Source organism: Ralstonia sp. SET104 (genome assembly GCF_003851545.1).
Classification (GTDB): Bacteria; Pseudomonadota; Gammaproteobacteria; order Burkholderiales; family Burkholderiaceae; genus Ralstonia.
In genome coordinates this window covers 52547-64848 of record NZ_BHVX01000016.1, presented here as the reverse complement: position 1 = coordinate 64848, position 12302 = coordinate 52547, and the positions used below count along the sequence as shown (strand labels likewise).

The 12302-nt window shown below is 66.1% G+C and carries 15 protein-coding genes; 6 read left to right on the top strand and 9 right to left on the bottom strand.

Annotated elements, in window-relative coordinates:
• Positions 1 to 18: 18 nt before the first annotated feature.
• The 3 genes from PSUB009319_RS18640 to PSUB009319_RS18630 all read left to right on the top strand — a co-directional run bounded on the left by PSUB009319_RS18640 (position 19) and on the right by PSUB009319_RS18630 (position 3320).
• Positions 19 to 1221 carry a low temperature requirement protein A gene (locus tag PSUB009319_RS18640; protein ID WP_124383682.1) on the top strand — a complete coding sequence of 401 codons (1203 nt, stop codon included), beginning with the start codon at positions 19 to 21 and terminating at the stop codon, positions 1219 to 1221.
• 110 nt (positions 1222 to 1331) lie between these two features.
• Entirely contained in the window at positions 1332 to 2039 is a 708-nt protein-coding gene (locus tag PSUB009319_RS18635) for a glutathione binding-like protein (protein ID WP_124383729.1), read from the top strand.
• Positions 2040 to 2111: 72 nt separating this feature from the next.
• Positions 2112 to 3320, top strand: a complete 1209-nt coding sequence (locus PSUB009319_RS18630; protein ID WP_124383681.1) for an MFS transporter — start codon at positions 2112 to 2114, stop codon at positions 3318 to 3320.
• 94 nt (positions 3321 to 3414) lie between these two features.
• Here the strand turns inward: PSUB009319_RS18630 and PSUB009319_RS18625 are convergent, their stop codons facing one another.
• The 5 genes from PSUB009319_RS18625 to PSUB009319_RS18605 form a co-directional block, all read right to left on the bottom strand.
• The gene (locus PSUB009319_RS18625) at positions 3415 to 3663 is read right to left on the bottom strand and encodes a hypothetical protein (protein WP_124383680.1); all 249 of its coding nucleotides are present in this window, start codon (positions 3661 to 3663) and stop codon (positions 3415 to 3417) included.
• On the bottom strand, positions 3660 to 4076 hold the full coding sequence (locus tag PSUB009319_RS18620) for a VOC family protein (RefSeq protein ID WP_045204995.1): 417 nt from the start codon (positions 4074 to 4076) through the stop codon (positions 3660 to 3662). Before PSUB009319_RS18620 ends, PSUB009319_RS18625 begins: the two co-directional genes overlap by 4 nt.
• Positions 4076 to 4609 (bottom strand): helix-turn-helix transcriptional regulator, encoded by a 534-nt coding sequence (locus PSUB009319_RS18615; protein WP_374704213.1) that lies wholly within the window; start codon positions 4607 to 4609, stop codon positions 4076 to 4078. Before PSUB009319_RS18615 ends, PSUB009319_RS18620 begins: the two co-directional genes overlap by 1 nt.
• Before the next feature lie 29 nt (positions 4610 to 4638).
• Positions 4639 to 5457, bottom strand: coding sequence for a substrate-binding domain-containing protein (locus PSUB009319_RS18610; protein ID WP_124383679.1), 819 nt, complete (start codon positions 5455 to 5457; stop codon positions 4639 to 4641).
• 160 nt (positions 5458 to 5617) lie between these two features.
• Complete coding sequence (locus tag PSUB009319_RS18605) at positions 5618 to 6838, bottom strand: PLP-dependent aminotransferase family protein (protein WP_124383678.1); 1221 nt, start codon at positions 6836 to 6838, stop codon at positions 5618 to 5620.
• A gap of 127 nt (positions 6839 to 6965) precedes the next feature.
• On the opposite strand from PSUB009319_RS18605, the gene PSUB009319_RS18600 reads away from it, so the two are divergent.
• Positions 6966 to 7319: a VOC family protein gene (locus tag PSUB009319_RS18600; RefSeq protein ID WP_124383677.1), complete on the top strand. Its 354-nt coding sequence runs from the start codon at positions 6966 to 6968 to the stop codon at positions 7317 to 7319.
• 56 nt (positions 7320 to 7375) lie between these two features.
• Here the strand turns inward: PSUB009319_RS18600 and PSUB009319_RS18595 are convergent, their stop codons facing one another.
• Entirely contained in the window at positions 7376 to 7564 is a 189-nt protein-coding gene (locus PSUB009319_RS18595) for a hypothetical protein (RefSeq protein ID WP_124383676.1), read from the bottom strand.
• 60 nt (positions 7565 to 7624) lie between these two features.
• Positions 7625 to 8089: a PRC-barrel domain-containing protein gene (locus tag PSUB009319_RS18590; protein WP_124383675.1), complete on the bottom strand. Its 465-nt coding sequence runs from the start codon at positions 8087 to 8089 to the stop codon at positions 7625 to 7627.
• Between the two features lie 199 nt (positions 8090 to 8288).
• On the opposite strand from PSUB009319_RS18590, the gene PSUB009319_RS18585 reads away from it, so the two are divergent.
• On the top strand, positions 8289 to 8765 hold the full coding sequence (locus PSUB009319_RS18585) for a hemerythrin domain-containing protein (protein WP_124383674.1): 477 nt from the start codon (positions 8289 to 8291) through the stop codon (positions 8763 to 8765).
• A 21-nt stretch (positions 8766 to 8786) separates the two neighbouring features.
• On the top strand, positions 8787 to 10583 hold the full coding sequence (locus PSUB009319_RS18580) for a thiamine pyrophosphate-requiring protein (RefSeq protein WP_124383673.1): 1797 nt from the start codon (positions 8787 to 8789) through the stop codon (positions 10581 to 10583).
• 261 nt (positions 10584 to 10844) lie between these two features.
• On the opposite strand, the gene PSUB009319_RS18575 is transcribed toward PSUB009319_RS18580, so the two are convergent.
• Together PSUB009319_RS18575 and PSUB009319_RS18570 are read right to left on the bottom strand one after the other, a co-directional pair.
• On the bottom strand, positions 10845 to 11738 hold the full coding sequence (locus PSUB009319_RS18575) for a patatin-like phospholipase family protein (RefSeq protein WP_124383672.1): 894 nt from the start codon (positions 11736 to 11738) through the stop codon (positions 10845 to 10847).
• Between the two features lie 99 nt (positions 11739 to 11837).
• A complete protein-coding gene (locus PSUB009319_RS18570; protein ID WP_124383671.1) occupies positions 11838 to 12110 on the bottom strand; it encodes a hypothetical protein in 273 nt (90 codons plus the stop codon).
• Between the last annotated feature and the right edge of the window lie 192 nt (positions 12111 to 12302).

Genomic DNA, 12302 nt, shown 5'->3' with positions numbered 1-12302 from the left:
CCGCACCCAGGACCCCCGATGCCCCGCAGCTACCTGCGCCCCGCCCCTGTTTCGTCGGGTGGCGCCCACGGCCACCACCGCGTTACCAACATCGAGCTGCTCTTCGATCTGGTGTTTGTGTTTGCGGTGACGCAGCTCTCGCACCTGTTGATTGGCAATTTCACGCTGGAGGGCGGCGCGCAGGCACTGCTGCTGATGCTGGCGGTGTGGTGGGTGTGGATCTTCACGTCGTGGGTCACCAACTGGCTTGACCCGGAAAAGCTCGCCATCCGCGTCCTGATGCTGGTGATGATGACGGCGGGGCTGCTGCTATCGGCGTCGCTGCCTCAGGCGTTTGGCTCGCGCGGGCTGGCGTTTGCGCTGGCCTATGTGTTCATGCAGTTCGGGCGCACGGTGTTCTTCCTGTGGGCCGTGCGCGGCGAATCCGTCAGCATGCGGCGCAACTTCCAGCGCATCGGTGCGTGGCTCGGCATCTCGGCCGTGCTGTGGCTGACTGGCGGGCTGATGGACGATTCCGTGCGCTGGGTCTGCTGGATCATCGCGTTGGCCATCGAATGGCTTGGGCCCTCGATGGGCTTCTACACGCCCGGCCTGGGCCGCTCGACCACCAACGACTGGAAAGTGGAAGGCGGCCACATGGCCGAGCGCTGCTCGCTGTTCATCCTCATCGCGCTGGGCGAGTCCGTTACGGTGACGGGCTCGACGTTTGCCGGGCTGGACTGGAGCGCCGCCAACATCGCAGCGATGGCGACGTCGTTTATCGGCAGCCTGGCGATGTGGTGGCTGTATTTCGACACCATCGCCGAGCGCGGCGCACACACCATATCGCACTCGGCAGACCCTGGGCGCCTCGCGCGGCTGGCCTATACCTACATTCACGTCGTGCTGGTGGCGGGCATCATCGTCGGGGCGGTGGCCGATGAGTTTGTGCTGGCGCACCCCGTGGGCCATGCACACGCGGGTGCGGCCTTGGCGGTGCTGGGCAGCGCGGGGCTCTACCTGCTCGGCAACCTGCTGTTCAAGTGGGCGATTTTCGGGCGGGTGCGGCCGGCGCATGTGGTGGGGCTGATTGTGCTTGGCGTGACTGGGCTGGTGGCAGGCGGGCTGCCGGCGCTGGCCGTCTCCGCGCTCGCGACGCTGGTGCTGTGCGGCACCGCCGCGTGGGAAGGCTATGCGCGCTCGTGCGAACTGCCCGAGCCTGCGCAGGCGCACGGGCGCTGAACCGCGGGCACCTGAAGTGGCTACCTGAAATTTCCCGATTCTGGCGATTACAAAAGGCCACTCGCACGCCTACGCTGTCATCCAACATGACAGAACACGAGGGCCCCACCATGATCGACCTCTACTACTGCGCCACGCCCAACGGCTTGAAGATGGCGCTGTTCTTTGCCGAAACCGGCCTGCCGCACCGCGTCATCCCCGTCGATATCAGCCGGGGGGCGCAGTTCAGGCCCGAATTCCTCGCCATCTCGCCCAACAATAAAATCCCGGCCATGGTCGACCACAACCCGGCTGACGGCACGGAACCCGTGGTGCTGTTCGAGTCGGGCGCCATGCTGCTCTACCTGGCCGAAAAGTCCGGCCAACTGATGCCCGCCAACCTGCACGGCCGCATGGAAGTGCTCAAGTGGCTGTTCTGGCAGGTGGGCGGCCTGGGCCCGATGGCCGGGCAGATCGGCCACTTCAACGTGTATGCGCCCGAGCGCGTGCCCTACGCCATCGACCGCTACACCAAAGAGACCAACCGCCTCTACGGCGTGCTCGACCGCCGCCTGGCCGATCGCGCCTACATTGCGGGCAACGATTACACCATCGCCGACATCGCAGCCTACCCGTGGATCGTGCCGCACGCCGGGCACGGCCAGAACCTCGATGATTTTCCGAACCTGCAGCGCTGGTTCGAGGCCGTTGGCGCACGCCCGGCCACCGAGCGCGCTTATGCGGGCGTCGAACGCGCCTACTCGCGCCGCCGTGAAGACATCTCCGACGACGAGCGCCGCGTGCTATTTGGCCAAACCGCCAGCGCCACCGCACGTTGAGCCACGCGGGGCCACACGCTCCGCCCCCGCATTTTCATTATTCCCGCCGTCCTCTTCTGACAGGAGTTGACCATGCCGGCATCGCTGTGGTGGTTGTGCCTGGGCGCGTTCGCCATCGGCACGGAAGGCTTCATGATCGCCGGCCTGCTGCCGGTGCTGGCCGCAGACCTGGGCGTGAGCGTGCCGGCAGCAGGGCAGCTCGTCACTGTGTTTGCTGTCACGTACGCCGTGGGGTCGCCCGTAATGGCGGCGCTGCTTGGCAACGTTGACCGGCGCCGCGTGCTGATTGGGGCGTTGGCCATCTTTGCGTGCGGCAATCTGGTGGCCGCCAGCGCGCACGGTTTCGGCCAGTTGATGGCGGCGCGCGTGCTGCTGGCACTCGCCGCCGGCGTGTTCCTGCCGACGGCCAATGCGGTGGCAACCTCGCTGGCGCCGCCTGCACGCAGCGGCACGGCGCTTGCCATCATCACGGGCGGCGGCACGGTGGCGGTAGCGCTCGGCGTGCCGCTGGGCGCGTGGATCGCGGCGCAGGGCGACTGGCGCTCGACGTTCGTGGCGTGCGGGGTGTTGTCGGCGCTGGCCACAGCGGGTCTGGCCTTCGGCCTGCCGCGCGCGCTGCCGCACAGTGTGACCACGCTGGCGCAGCGCCTGAGCGTCGCCCGCCGGCCCGGCATGCCGGGCGCACTGGCCGTGTCCGCGTTGTGGGCGGCAGGCGGCTTCACGTTCTACACGTACGTCGCGCCGTTCTTTGTACAAGGACTCGGCTTTGCACCGCAGCACGTTGGCATCGTGCTGTTCCTGGTCGGCAGCTTTGCGGCGCTGGGCACCGGTCTGGGCGGACGCATGACTGACCGTGCGGGCGTGGCGCGCGTGCTGGCCGTGAGCAGCGCGGGGATCGTGCTGGCGTTCTCGGTGCTGTCACTGTCAGCCCAGGTGCTTCATCGGACAACCTCGGGCGCGGTGGCGGGTGCCATCGCCATCGGGGCGGTCGTGCTGTGGGGCATGGCGGGCTGGGGCTTTGGCCCGGCGCAGGCAACACGGTTGATCCGCCTCGCGCCCGATGTGTCGCCGATCACGCTGTCGCTGCATGCGTCTGCGGTGTATGCGGGGATTGCGCTAGGGTCGAGCGTGGGTGCGCTGGCACTGGCCCATGGTGGACCGGGCATGCTCGGCTGGGCAGCAGCGGCCTGCCATGTGGTGGCGGTGGTGCTGTGGCGCAGCGGTGGCCGGCATGCGCCGGTAGAGGCAGACGAACCGGCAGCCACGTCGGTTGCCCATTGACCACCGGGTGCGGAACTTTATGCCTCGGGGTTCTGAACCCGGCGGTCGAGCAAAAACACCTCGTGCACCGGGCTTGGCGCACGACGCGCCAGCCTCAAACCCGCGCGGCCGGGGCGTCAGGACTGGCGTACCCCGCACGCCGGGCGCTGCGCCGATCCATATACGGCAACGCAAACATGACCAGCCCCGTGATCAGCAACAGCGCCAGCGGCAACAACGGCGCATAGGTCATCCACGCCGGTGGCGGCCCCCAGGTCATGGCGACAAAGTTGGCGACGACCGTCAGCGTGAAGGCCATCGACACCCAGCGGTGGAACTGGCGGATACCGTTGCGGGCGTTCACTTTGCGCCTCCAGCGGCCTGGATCATCTTCCAGCCGTTGCCGGCCGGGTCGCGGAACCCGGCATCGACACTGCCAAAGCGCTCGACCGGTTCCTGCGTGAACTCCACACCGCGCTCGCGCAGTTGCGCGTAGGTGGCGCGGCAGTCGGCCACGGTCAGCACCAGCGGCGGCATCGCACCCTTGGCGACCATGGCGCGCAGCGTCTGCGCGGTGGCTTCGTCGTGGATGGGCGGCCCCGGCTGAAACAGGCCAAGCTGGAACGACGGCTGCTCCGGATGCTGCACCGTCAGCCATCGGTACGGCCCGTTGCGCACGTCCGTATGCACGCGAAACCCGAGCTTGTCGACATAAAACGCCAGTGCCGCGTCCTGGTCGTCCACATACAGCCCGACAACGTTGATCCCTTGGCTCATCACCGCTCCTTTGTGTTGGTTGGTGATGGATTTGTACCCTCCGCCAGTTGGCGGCGCTTCTCCGAAACTGCTGTGATGAGGTCGGGCCGCTGCGCCGCCTTCAGCACGCAGGCGGGCACGCGGTCGAGCTGTTGCCATGGCGCGGCGGCCTGGGCCTGCCGGCGCAGCGCGCTGGGGCTCTGCCCGGTGATGTCCCGAAAGATGCGGCCGAAGGTGCCCAGACTTTCCCAGCCGGTGGCGTAAGCAATTTCGATGATGGGCAGGTCGGTATCGCGCAGCAAGGTGGTGGCCTGCTCGATACGGCGCGTGAGCAGGTAGCGGTGCGGCGGAATGCCGAAGGCCTGCTTGAACGAGCGCGCGAAATGCGCCTCCGACACGCCGCTCACCTCGGCCAGCCGCCGGACGGGCCACGCCTCGTGCGAGGCGGCGTCCATGCGGTCTTTAGCGCGAAGCAGGCGGCGCAGCAGCGCCGGGTCCTGCAGCGGGTCGATCGGTGCGCCCGGAGTGTCCGGAATGCCCGGAATGCCCGGAATGTCCGGCGCTTCCGATACCTCCGGTGCTGTCACTGCGCGGGCTCCGGCGCCCTTGCCGATGCGCGCGCCGGTTCCATGCCGCTCTGCTGCACCGTCGGCGCGGCCGCTGGCGAGGCCAGGTAGCGAATCAGCTCATGCGCCGCCTTCGGGTGCGCCGCCCCCACCGGAATGCCCGCCGAGAACACCGTCACCTTTTGCAGCGACTCAGGAATCTTGCCGACAAAGTCCACGCCCGGCACCGGCAGCAGTTCGCTCACCTGTTGAAAGCCGATCGCGTAGTCGCCCGTGGCCACCAGGCTGGCAACCGGCGTCTTCTCAATCTTGTGTGCCTTGCCGCGCATCTGGTCTTCAATGCCGAGGCGCTTGAACAGCGTGGTCTCGATATACACGCCGCTGGCGCTGTCGGAATACGCCACGGATTTGGCCTGCAGCAGCGTGTTGCGCAGGGCGTCCTCGGTGCTGATATCAGGCTTGGGTGCGCCCGCCCTGACCACCATGCCGATGCGCGATTCGGCCAGATCGACACGGCTGGCACGGTCGACGATGCCCTTCTGGATCAGCCCATTGAGCGCCTCGCCCACCATGATGAGCACGTCGGCCTGTTCGCCCCGCGCGAGGCGGTTGGGGATGGCCTCGGGCGATGCACCCATCGACGGCCCCCATGCGGTGACGAGCGTATTGCCGGTGGCGCGCTCAAACGCGGGTGCGAGGCTCTTGTAGGCAGCGGTGAAGCCGCCCGAGTTCATCACGCGCACTTCGTCCGCACGGGCGGCGGCGGGCAGAAAACCCACCGACAGCGCGCTGAGGGCAAGCGCGGTGAAACGGAGCAGGCGAGGCAGTGGCAGCATGGGATGTCTCCTGTGTGTGCTTTTTATGGAGCCGCCAGCTTACCGCGTGAATGCGTGAATGCGTGAATGCGGTACATGGAGGTACATGGCGCGCGCCTCGCGTGATGCGCGGTACGCATCGGCGTGCTGCCCGATGCGTACCTGAGTCAGCGATGCACGTTCAGGCGCGCTTGCATTCGCTGATGGCGCCGGCCAGCTTGCGCACGCCCTCCTCCACCTGAGCGAGCGACGAGGTGGCGTACGACAGACGCAGCGTCGAGCGGTCCGGGTCCGCCGGGTAGAACGCCGCGCCCGGCACGAAGGCCACGCCGCGTTCGATGGCGACCTTGGCCACGTCACCCGCGTTGCGGCCCGGCAGGCTGCCCCACAGGAACATGCCGCCGCGCGGGCGGTTGAAGGTCAACTCGGTTTCGGGCAGCAGTGCGCGCAGGCCGTCGGCCATGGCGTGGGCACGTTCGGCGTAGGCAGCGCGCGTGCGCGGCAGCACGGCGTCCAGACGATTGCTGCGCAGGTAAGCGGCGGCCGTGGCCTGTGCAAACGTGGAGGTGTGCGCGTCGGCAAACTGCTTGACCATCACCGCGTTGCCCAGCACCGGCTGCGAGGCGATCATCCAGCCCACGCGCAGGCCCGGCGCTACCACCTTCGACAGGCTGCCCAGGTAGATCACGCGGCCCTGGGCGCCATCGGTCTGCTGGCTGAGTGCATACAGCGACGGTGGCGGGGGAGCGTCGAAATACAGCTCGCCGTAGGGGTCGTCTTCCACCAGCAGCAGGTTGTGGCGCACGGCCACGTCCAGCAGGCGCTTGCGGCGCTCCAGGCTCATCAGCGCACCGCTCGGGTTGCCGAAGTTGGGAATCACATAGAGAAACTTGGGGCTTGATGCGGCACCCCCGGCGGCGAGCGTTTTTTCCAGGGCGTCAATGTCCAGGCCGTCTTCGTCGGTCGGCACGCCGGCCACCTTGGCACCGTACAGCTTGAACGCCTGGATGGCGGCGAGGAACGTGGGCGCTTCGGTCAGCACGATGTCGCCTTCGCCGATCAGCACCTTGCCCAGCAGGTCGAGCCCCTGCTGCGAGCCGGTGGTGACGAGGATGTCGGTGTTGGCGACGTTGGCGCCGCGCACCTTCATCAGCGCGACGATGGCCTCGCGCAGCGGCTCGAAGCCTTCGGTGGCACCGTACTGCAGCGCGCGGGCGGCATCGGTGGCAAGTGCGCTGTTGGCAGCGGCGCTCAGGCCTTCTACGTCAAACAGGGCGGAGTCAGGAAAGCCGCCGGCAAACGAGATCAGGCCCGGCTTGCCGAGCACCTTGAACAGCTCGCGGATGGCGGAGGTTTCAACGTTTTGCAGGCGGGGTGCCAGCAGCGATTGCAAGAATTCCATGGCGTGCGTGTCTCTGTAGTTCGAGTGCCCGCCACTTTACGTGATGTGCGCCGCCCGCGCATGCCAACACGGCGTCACAGCCGTGACTAAAATGCCGCCACCACACCAAGTAAAAACGGAGCACAGCATGGCCGTCCGACGCATCGTTGCGAACCTGCATGCCCCCGATCCGGCACGCGCGCGCGCCTTCTATGCCGAGCTGCTCGACCTGGAAGTGGTGATGGACCACGGCTGGATCATCACCTTTGCCGATACGGCCCACACGATGACGCCGCAAGTCAGCATTGCCAGCGAGGGCGGCAGCCACACGCCGGTGCCAGCGCTGTCGGTGGAAGTGGACAACGTGGATGCCGTGCATGCGCGCGCGCTGTTGCTCGGCCTGGAAATCGTCTACCCGCTCGTCAACGAGCCTTGGGGCGTGCGCCGCTTTTACGTGCGCGATCCGTTCGGCAACGTGGTCAACATCCTCGCGCACCGATAGCGCTGCAGCCAAGAAAAATGCCCGCATGCCGATGAGCGATGCGGGCGCAGATGTGACTAGCGATGCGTACTGTTGTGGGTGCGCTTGTCGTGGTGTGCGTCTTTGTCTTTGTCCTTGTCGACAACGCGCGTGATACCGCCCGTGGCGGGCGGATCACTGGCCGGGAAGGTGTCTTCCACCGCCTTTTCCACCAGTTCCTCACGCTTGTGTGCGTGCGGATGCTTCTCTTTCTTGCCCTTCTCCATGGCGCCCTCCTGTTTCAAGCGTGGCTGACGACACGCAAGCGAATGGCGTGCCTGAGCTGATCAATACTCCTCCCAGTACGGACGCGAGCCGTAGTACTCATGCACGGACTCGGCCCAGGTCGGGTCGGCCATCGTGGGCCAATGGTCCTTGTCGAAGCCGGGGGCGGCTTCAAGGCGGTCCTTGTCGGCATCGAGCACGAAGCACTTGCGGTCAATATCGAGCGACATGGCACTCCAGGGCACGGCGAAGAGCTTGTCGCCAATGCCCAGAAAGCCGCCCACCGACATCACTGCATAAGCGATGCGGCCGCGCTGCACGTCGAGCATGATGTCGGTGATCTTGCCGAGGTCGTCTCCGTTGAGGTTGACGACGCGATCGCCCTCCAGCGTGTCGGCCCCCATCAGCTCGGGGCCTGGGCCGGGTGAAGCGACATCGGCGCGCCCGATGATGCGCATGCGTACGCTGGTGGCGGTTCCAACTCCGGTGCCCGTGCCTAGCGTGCCGCCGGTTGTCGTGGTTTGCATAGCAGTTACCTCCCATCAATTGGCGTTCAGGATGATGTGCGACACGCCACGCATCTGCGCGGTATCTGTCGCACGCAATCACCCCTGTCAGCACGAAGCTTGCCTGCGGCCCGCCGCTTTCAGAAGCAGGCCCGCACGGCATGGCGCTTGCTCGACGGTACGGCGTATCTGAAACAGAAAACGCCTACCGGAGAGCCCCATGAACAAAGCTGAAATCCCTGTGGCGCAACGCGCCGTGCTGTCGATGCTGCTGGACGATCACCGCGAGGTGAAAAAGCTGTTCAAGGCGTTTGCGCAGGAGAAGGACAAAGGCGCTTGCGAGCAGATCGTGCGCGAGGCGTGTGAAAAGTTGACCGTGCACACGCAGCTTGAAGAACAGGTGTTCTACCCGTTTGTGCGAGACAACGGCGGCGAAGCATTCAAAGACCTTGTCGACGAAGCCGTGGTCGAGCACGCCACCGCCAAGGATCTGATCCAGCAGTTGGACGGCATGCACGCGGGCGACGATTTGTTCGCGGCCAGGTTCACCGTATTGGCCGAGTACGTCTCACACCACGTGGAAGAGGAAGAAACTGAACTCTTTCCCAAACTGATCCACCAGCACGTTGAGCTGACGCCGCTGCAAGCGCCCATGACCGCACGCAAGGAAGCGCTGCTGGCCGAGACCACCGCCTGATCACCTGATACCGGACACACCATGCAAGCCACCGTCTGCGACTTCCTTGTCGCCCGCCTGTATGACTGGGGCGTGCGGCGCATCTTTGGCTACCCTGGGGATGGCATCAACGGCATGTTCGGTGCGCTGCAGCGCGCCGGCGGCAAGATCGAGTTCGTGCAGGTGCGGCATGAAGAGATGGCTGCCTTCATGGCTTCGGCGCACGCCAAATTTACCGGTGAGCTGGGTGTGTGCATGGCAACCTCCGGGCCCGGCGCCGCGCACCTCATCACCGGGCTGTATGACGCGCGGCTCGACCACATGCCTGTGCTGGCGATTACCGGCCAGCAGGCGCGCACGGCGGTTGGCGGACACTATCAGCAGGAAGTGGACTTGGTGGCGATGTTCCGCGATGTGGCCGGCGCGTTTGTGCACCAGGCCAGCATGCCGGCGCAGGTGCGGCATCTGCTGGACCGCGCGGTGCGCATTGCCATCGGGCAGCGCCGCGTCACGGCACTGGTGTTGCCGAACGACTTGCAGGAAATGCCCTACACCGCGCCGGCGCACGCGCATGGCACGGTGCACTCGGGCGTGGGCTACAGCGCGCCGAGTGTGGTGCCGCAGGCTGCCGACCTGCAGCGCGCGGCGGAGATTCTCAACAGCGGCCGCAGGGTCGCCATGCTGGTGGGTGCGGGCGCGCTCGGGGCCAGCGCTGAAGTGGCGGCGGTGGCCGAAGCGCTGGGCGCGGGCGTCGCCAAAGCGCTGCTCGGCAAGGCCGTGCTGCCCGACGAGCTGCCCTACGTGACGGGCGCCATTGGCCTGCTGGGCACTGAGCCAAGCTGGGAACTGATGAACCACTGCGACACGCTGCTGATGGTCGGCTCCGGCTTCCCTTATGCGGAATTCCTGCCCAAGGAAGGCCAGGCGCGCGGCGTGCAGATCGACCTGGACCCAGGCATGCTCGGGCTGCGGTACCCGATGGAAGTCAACCTCGTTGGCGACAGCGCGCAGACGCTGCATGCGCTGCTGCCGCTGCTTCAGCGCAAGGCCGATCGCTACTGGCCCGACCGCGTTGCCCGCTGGAATGAAAGCTGGTGGAAGACGCTGGAAGACCGCGCGCTGCAACCGGCCTACCCCGTCAATCCGCAGCGTGTGTTCTGGGAGCTGTCACCCAGGCTGCCGCACAACGTGATCGTCACAAGCGATTCCGGCACATGTGCAAACTGGTATGCGCGCGATCTCAAGTTCAGGCCCGGCATGATGGGCTCGCTCTCGGGTGGGCTGGCATCAATGGGCGCGGCGGTGCCGTATGCCATTGCCGCCAAGTTTGCGCATCCCGATCGGCCCGTCATTGCACTCGTGGGCGACGGCGCCATGCAGATGAACAACATGGCCGAACTCATCACCGTGTCGAAATACTGGAAGCGCTGGAAGTCGCCCAAGTGGATCTGCATGGTGCTCAACAACCAGGATTTGAACGAAGTCACCTGGGAGCAGCGCGTGATGGAAGGCGACCCGAAATTCCCAGCCTCACAGGACATCCCCGACGTGCCGTATCACCGCTTTGCAGAGTTGATCGGCTTGAAAGGGATTTACATCGACAACCCCGACCAATTGGCCGGGGCGTGGGACGAAGCGCTCAACGCCGACCGCCCCGTCGTGCTGGAAGTGAAGACCGACCCCGACGTGCCGCCGCTGCCGCCGCACGTCACGCTGCAGCAGGCGCGCAACTTTGCGACGGCACTGGCGTATGGCGACCCGGATGCCAGCGGTGTGCTGAGGGGAACGGCGCGGCAGGTGTTGTCGGCGTTGTTCCCGGTGCACCAGGACAAGGAGTGAAGCGCAACCAGGTTTGTTCTGCCAGGTTGTTCTGCCAGGTTGTTCTGCCAGGTTGTTCTGCCAGGTTGTTCTGCCTGCGGGTCTGCGCACCCTTCGCGCAACGCATGTCAGGTTGTGCACGGTACGTGCGTCGGCATGGTTGGGGCACCGGAGACGGCGTGTGAGTAAAGAAACGGCATGATAATCGCCGGTCTTCGTGTCTTGATCGGCAGTGTTGGCTGCCGGCACGCACAGCGTGCCGCGCAACCCCGTGCCGACGCATCAAACCTCGGCGCCGCAGCTTGCGTACGTCTCGTCGTGATCGTGCTCGCGCAACGCCCCCGGAATCCCGGTGCCAGCCAAGCCGTCCGCCGCCAGCCACGCAGCCGTGGCCGCCGCCGCGCGGTCGATCAGCTCGCCACAGCGGGTGTAGTCGTAGGGGGAAATATCGAGCGGGCACAGCGGTGGCACCACGGCGATGGGCACCTGCCCCGCCCAGCGCTCCAAGTCTTGCACAAGCTGACGCGCCACCAGCAGCGACAGCGCATTCAGCGCGTGTTCGATGGCGCTGCGCGGGGCGCGGCGATCGGCACAGGCAAAACCGGCGGGCAGCACCACCACGCGTGTGGCACCGAGGCGGATGGCGGCAGAGATGGGCGTGTTGTTGGCGACGCCGCCGTCGATGAGCAGGCGATCACCGATGCGCACGGGCGGGAACACGCCCGGAATGGCTGCGCTGGCCAGCACCGCCGGCACGATGGGGCCGGAAGACAGGATGACTTCGGCGCCGGTGCGCATGTCGGTGGCCACCACGTGCAGCGGGAGCGTTGCGGCCTCCACCAGGGTCTGCGCAAAATGCCGTGTCAGCAGGCGCTGCAGGCCGGAGGCCTCCACCAGATGCTCACGGCGGCGACCCAGCATGCCGAACATGGCGCGCCACGACCACGGCATCACGTCGGCGCGGCGCACACTCCGCCATAACGCTTCCAGTTGCACCGTGCCGGCCGCATGCGGGTTACACGCAAAGAACGCTGCGTTGATGGCCCCGGCTGATGCACCAACCACCATGTCCGGCACCACGCCCGACGCCACCAGCTCACGCAGCATGCCGGCCTCGATGGCGCCAAGGCTGCCGCCACCGGCAAACACAAAAGCCGTTCGCTCTGCTCTGTCCATGATCCACGCTGCACCGCAGCAAGGGAGTCCGCTAAAGACGACTGGAACTAGAGTAGGTCTGGGCGGCGGTTGTGGCTAGTCGTGCCCCTGCGGCGAAGCTCAGCGGGCACGCTGCGCCGCGTCGGCCATCGGTTTCCAATGCAGAAAACCAAACAGCAAGGTCAGCAGCACGCTGTCGAGCAGCGGCCCTTTGTGCAGGGTGACCTTGCTGAAGCAGAACACCACCTCCAGCAGATGTGCGGCCAACAAAACGATCGCGACGATGCGCACCCAATAGATGACGTCCGGTGATATGGGCAACAGCGTCACATAACTGGCCACCGCCACGCCATACACGACGAGCAATAGCACCTTGTTGACGAAATAGAGCATGGGGCAGCCTCCGCAGGGTGGAATCAAAGTCCCGGCAGCATACAAGCGCCATGCGCGCTGCCCCCGCTTTAAACGCCCTGTGTAGAGGCCGGAAAGACAACGTGTTGCCGTCTTGAAACAGCGTACTGGACAGCGTCACAGCACATCACAGGCGCATTGCTATGCACATAGTGAAGCCGTGGCTTGCCCATC

Excerpts from the sequence above, each read along its gene's own strand:
- PSUB009319_RS18640 (WP_124383682.1), top strand. The coding sequence starts at position 19 with ATGCCCCGCAGCTACCTGCGCCCCGCCCCTGTTTCGTCGGGTGGCGCC.
- PSUB009319_RS18635 (WP_124383729.1), top strand. The coding sequence starts at position 1,332 with ATGATCGACCTCTACTACTGCGCCACGCCCAACGGCTTGAAGATGGCG.
- PSUB009319_RS18630 (WP_124383681.1), top strand. The coding sequence starts at position 2,112 with ATGCCGGCATCGCTGTGGTGGTTGTGCCTGGGCGCGTTCGCCATCGGC.
- PSUB009319_RS18620 (WP_045204995.1), bottom strand. The coding sequence starts at position 4,076 with ATGAGCCAAGGGATCAACGTTGTCGGGCTGTATGTGGACGACCAGGAC.
- PSUB009319_RS18610 (WP_124383679.1), bottom strand. The coding sequence starts at position 5,457 with ATGCTGCCACTGCCTCGCCTGCTCCGTTTCACCGCGCTTGCCCTCAGC.
- PSUB009319_RS18605 (WP_124383678.1), bottom strand. The coding sequence starts at position 6,838 with ATGGAATTCTTGCAATCGCTGCTGGCACCCCGCCTGCAAAACGTTGAA.
- PSUB009319_RS18600 (WP_124383677.1), top strand. The coding sequence starts at position 6,966 with ATGGCCGTCCGACGCATCGTTGCGAACCTGCATGCCCCCGATCCGGCA.
- PSUB009319_RS18595 (WP_124383676.1), bottom strand. The coding sequence starts at position 7,564 with ATGGAGAAGGGCAAGAAAGAGAAGCATCCGCACGCACACAAGCGTGAG.
- PSUB009319_RS18590 (WP_124383675.1), bottom strand. The coding sequence starts at position 8,089 with ATGCAAACCACGACAACCGGCGGCACGCTAGGCACGGGCACCGGAGTT.
- PSUB009319_RS18585 (WP_124383674.1), top strand. The coding sequence starts at position 8,289 with ATGAACAAAGCTGAAATCCCTGTGGCGCAACGCGCCGTGCTGTCGATG.
- PSUB009319_RS18580 (WP_124383673.1), top strand. The coding sequence starts at position 8,787 with ATGCAAGCCACCGTCTGCGACTTCCTTGTCGCCCGCCTGTATGACTGG.
- PSUB009319_RS18575 (WP_124383672.1), bottom strand. The coding sequence starts at position 11,738 with ATGGACAGAGCAGAGCGAACGGCTTTTGTGTTTGCCGGTGGCGGCAGC.
- PSUB009319_RS18570 (WP_124383671.1), bottom strand. The coding sequence starts at position 12,110 with ATGCTCTATTTCGTCAACAAGGTGCTATTGCTCGTCGTGTATGGCGTG.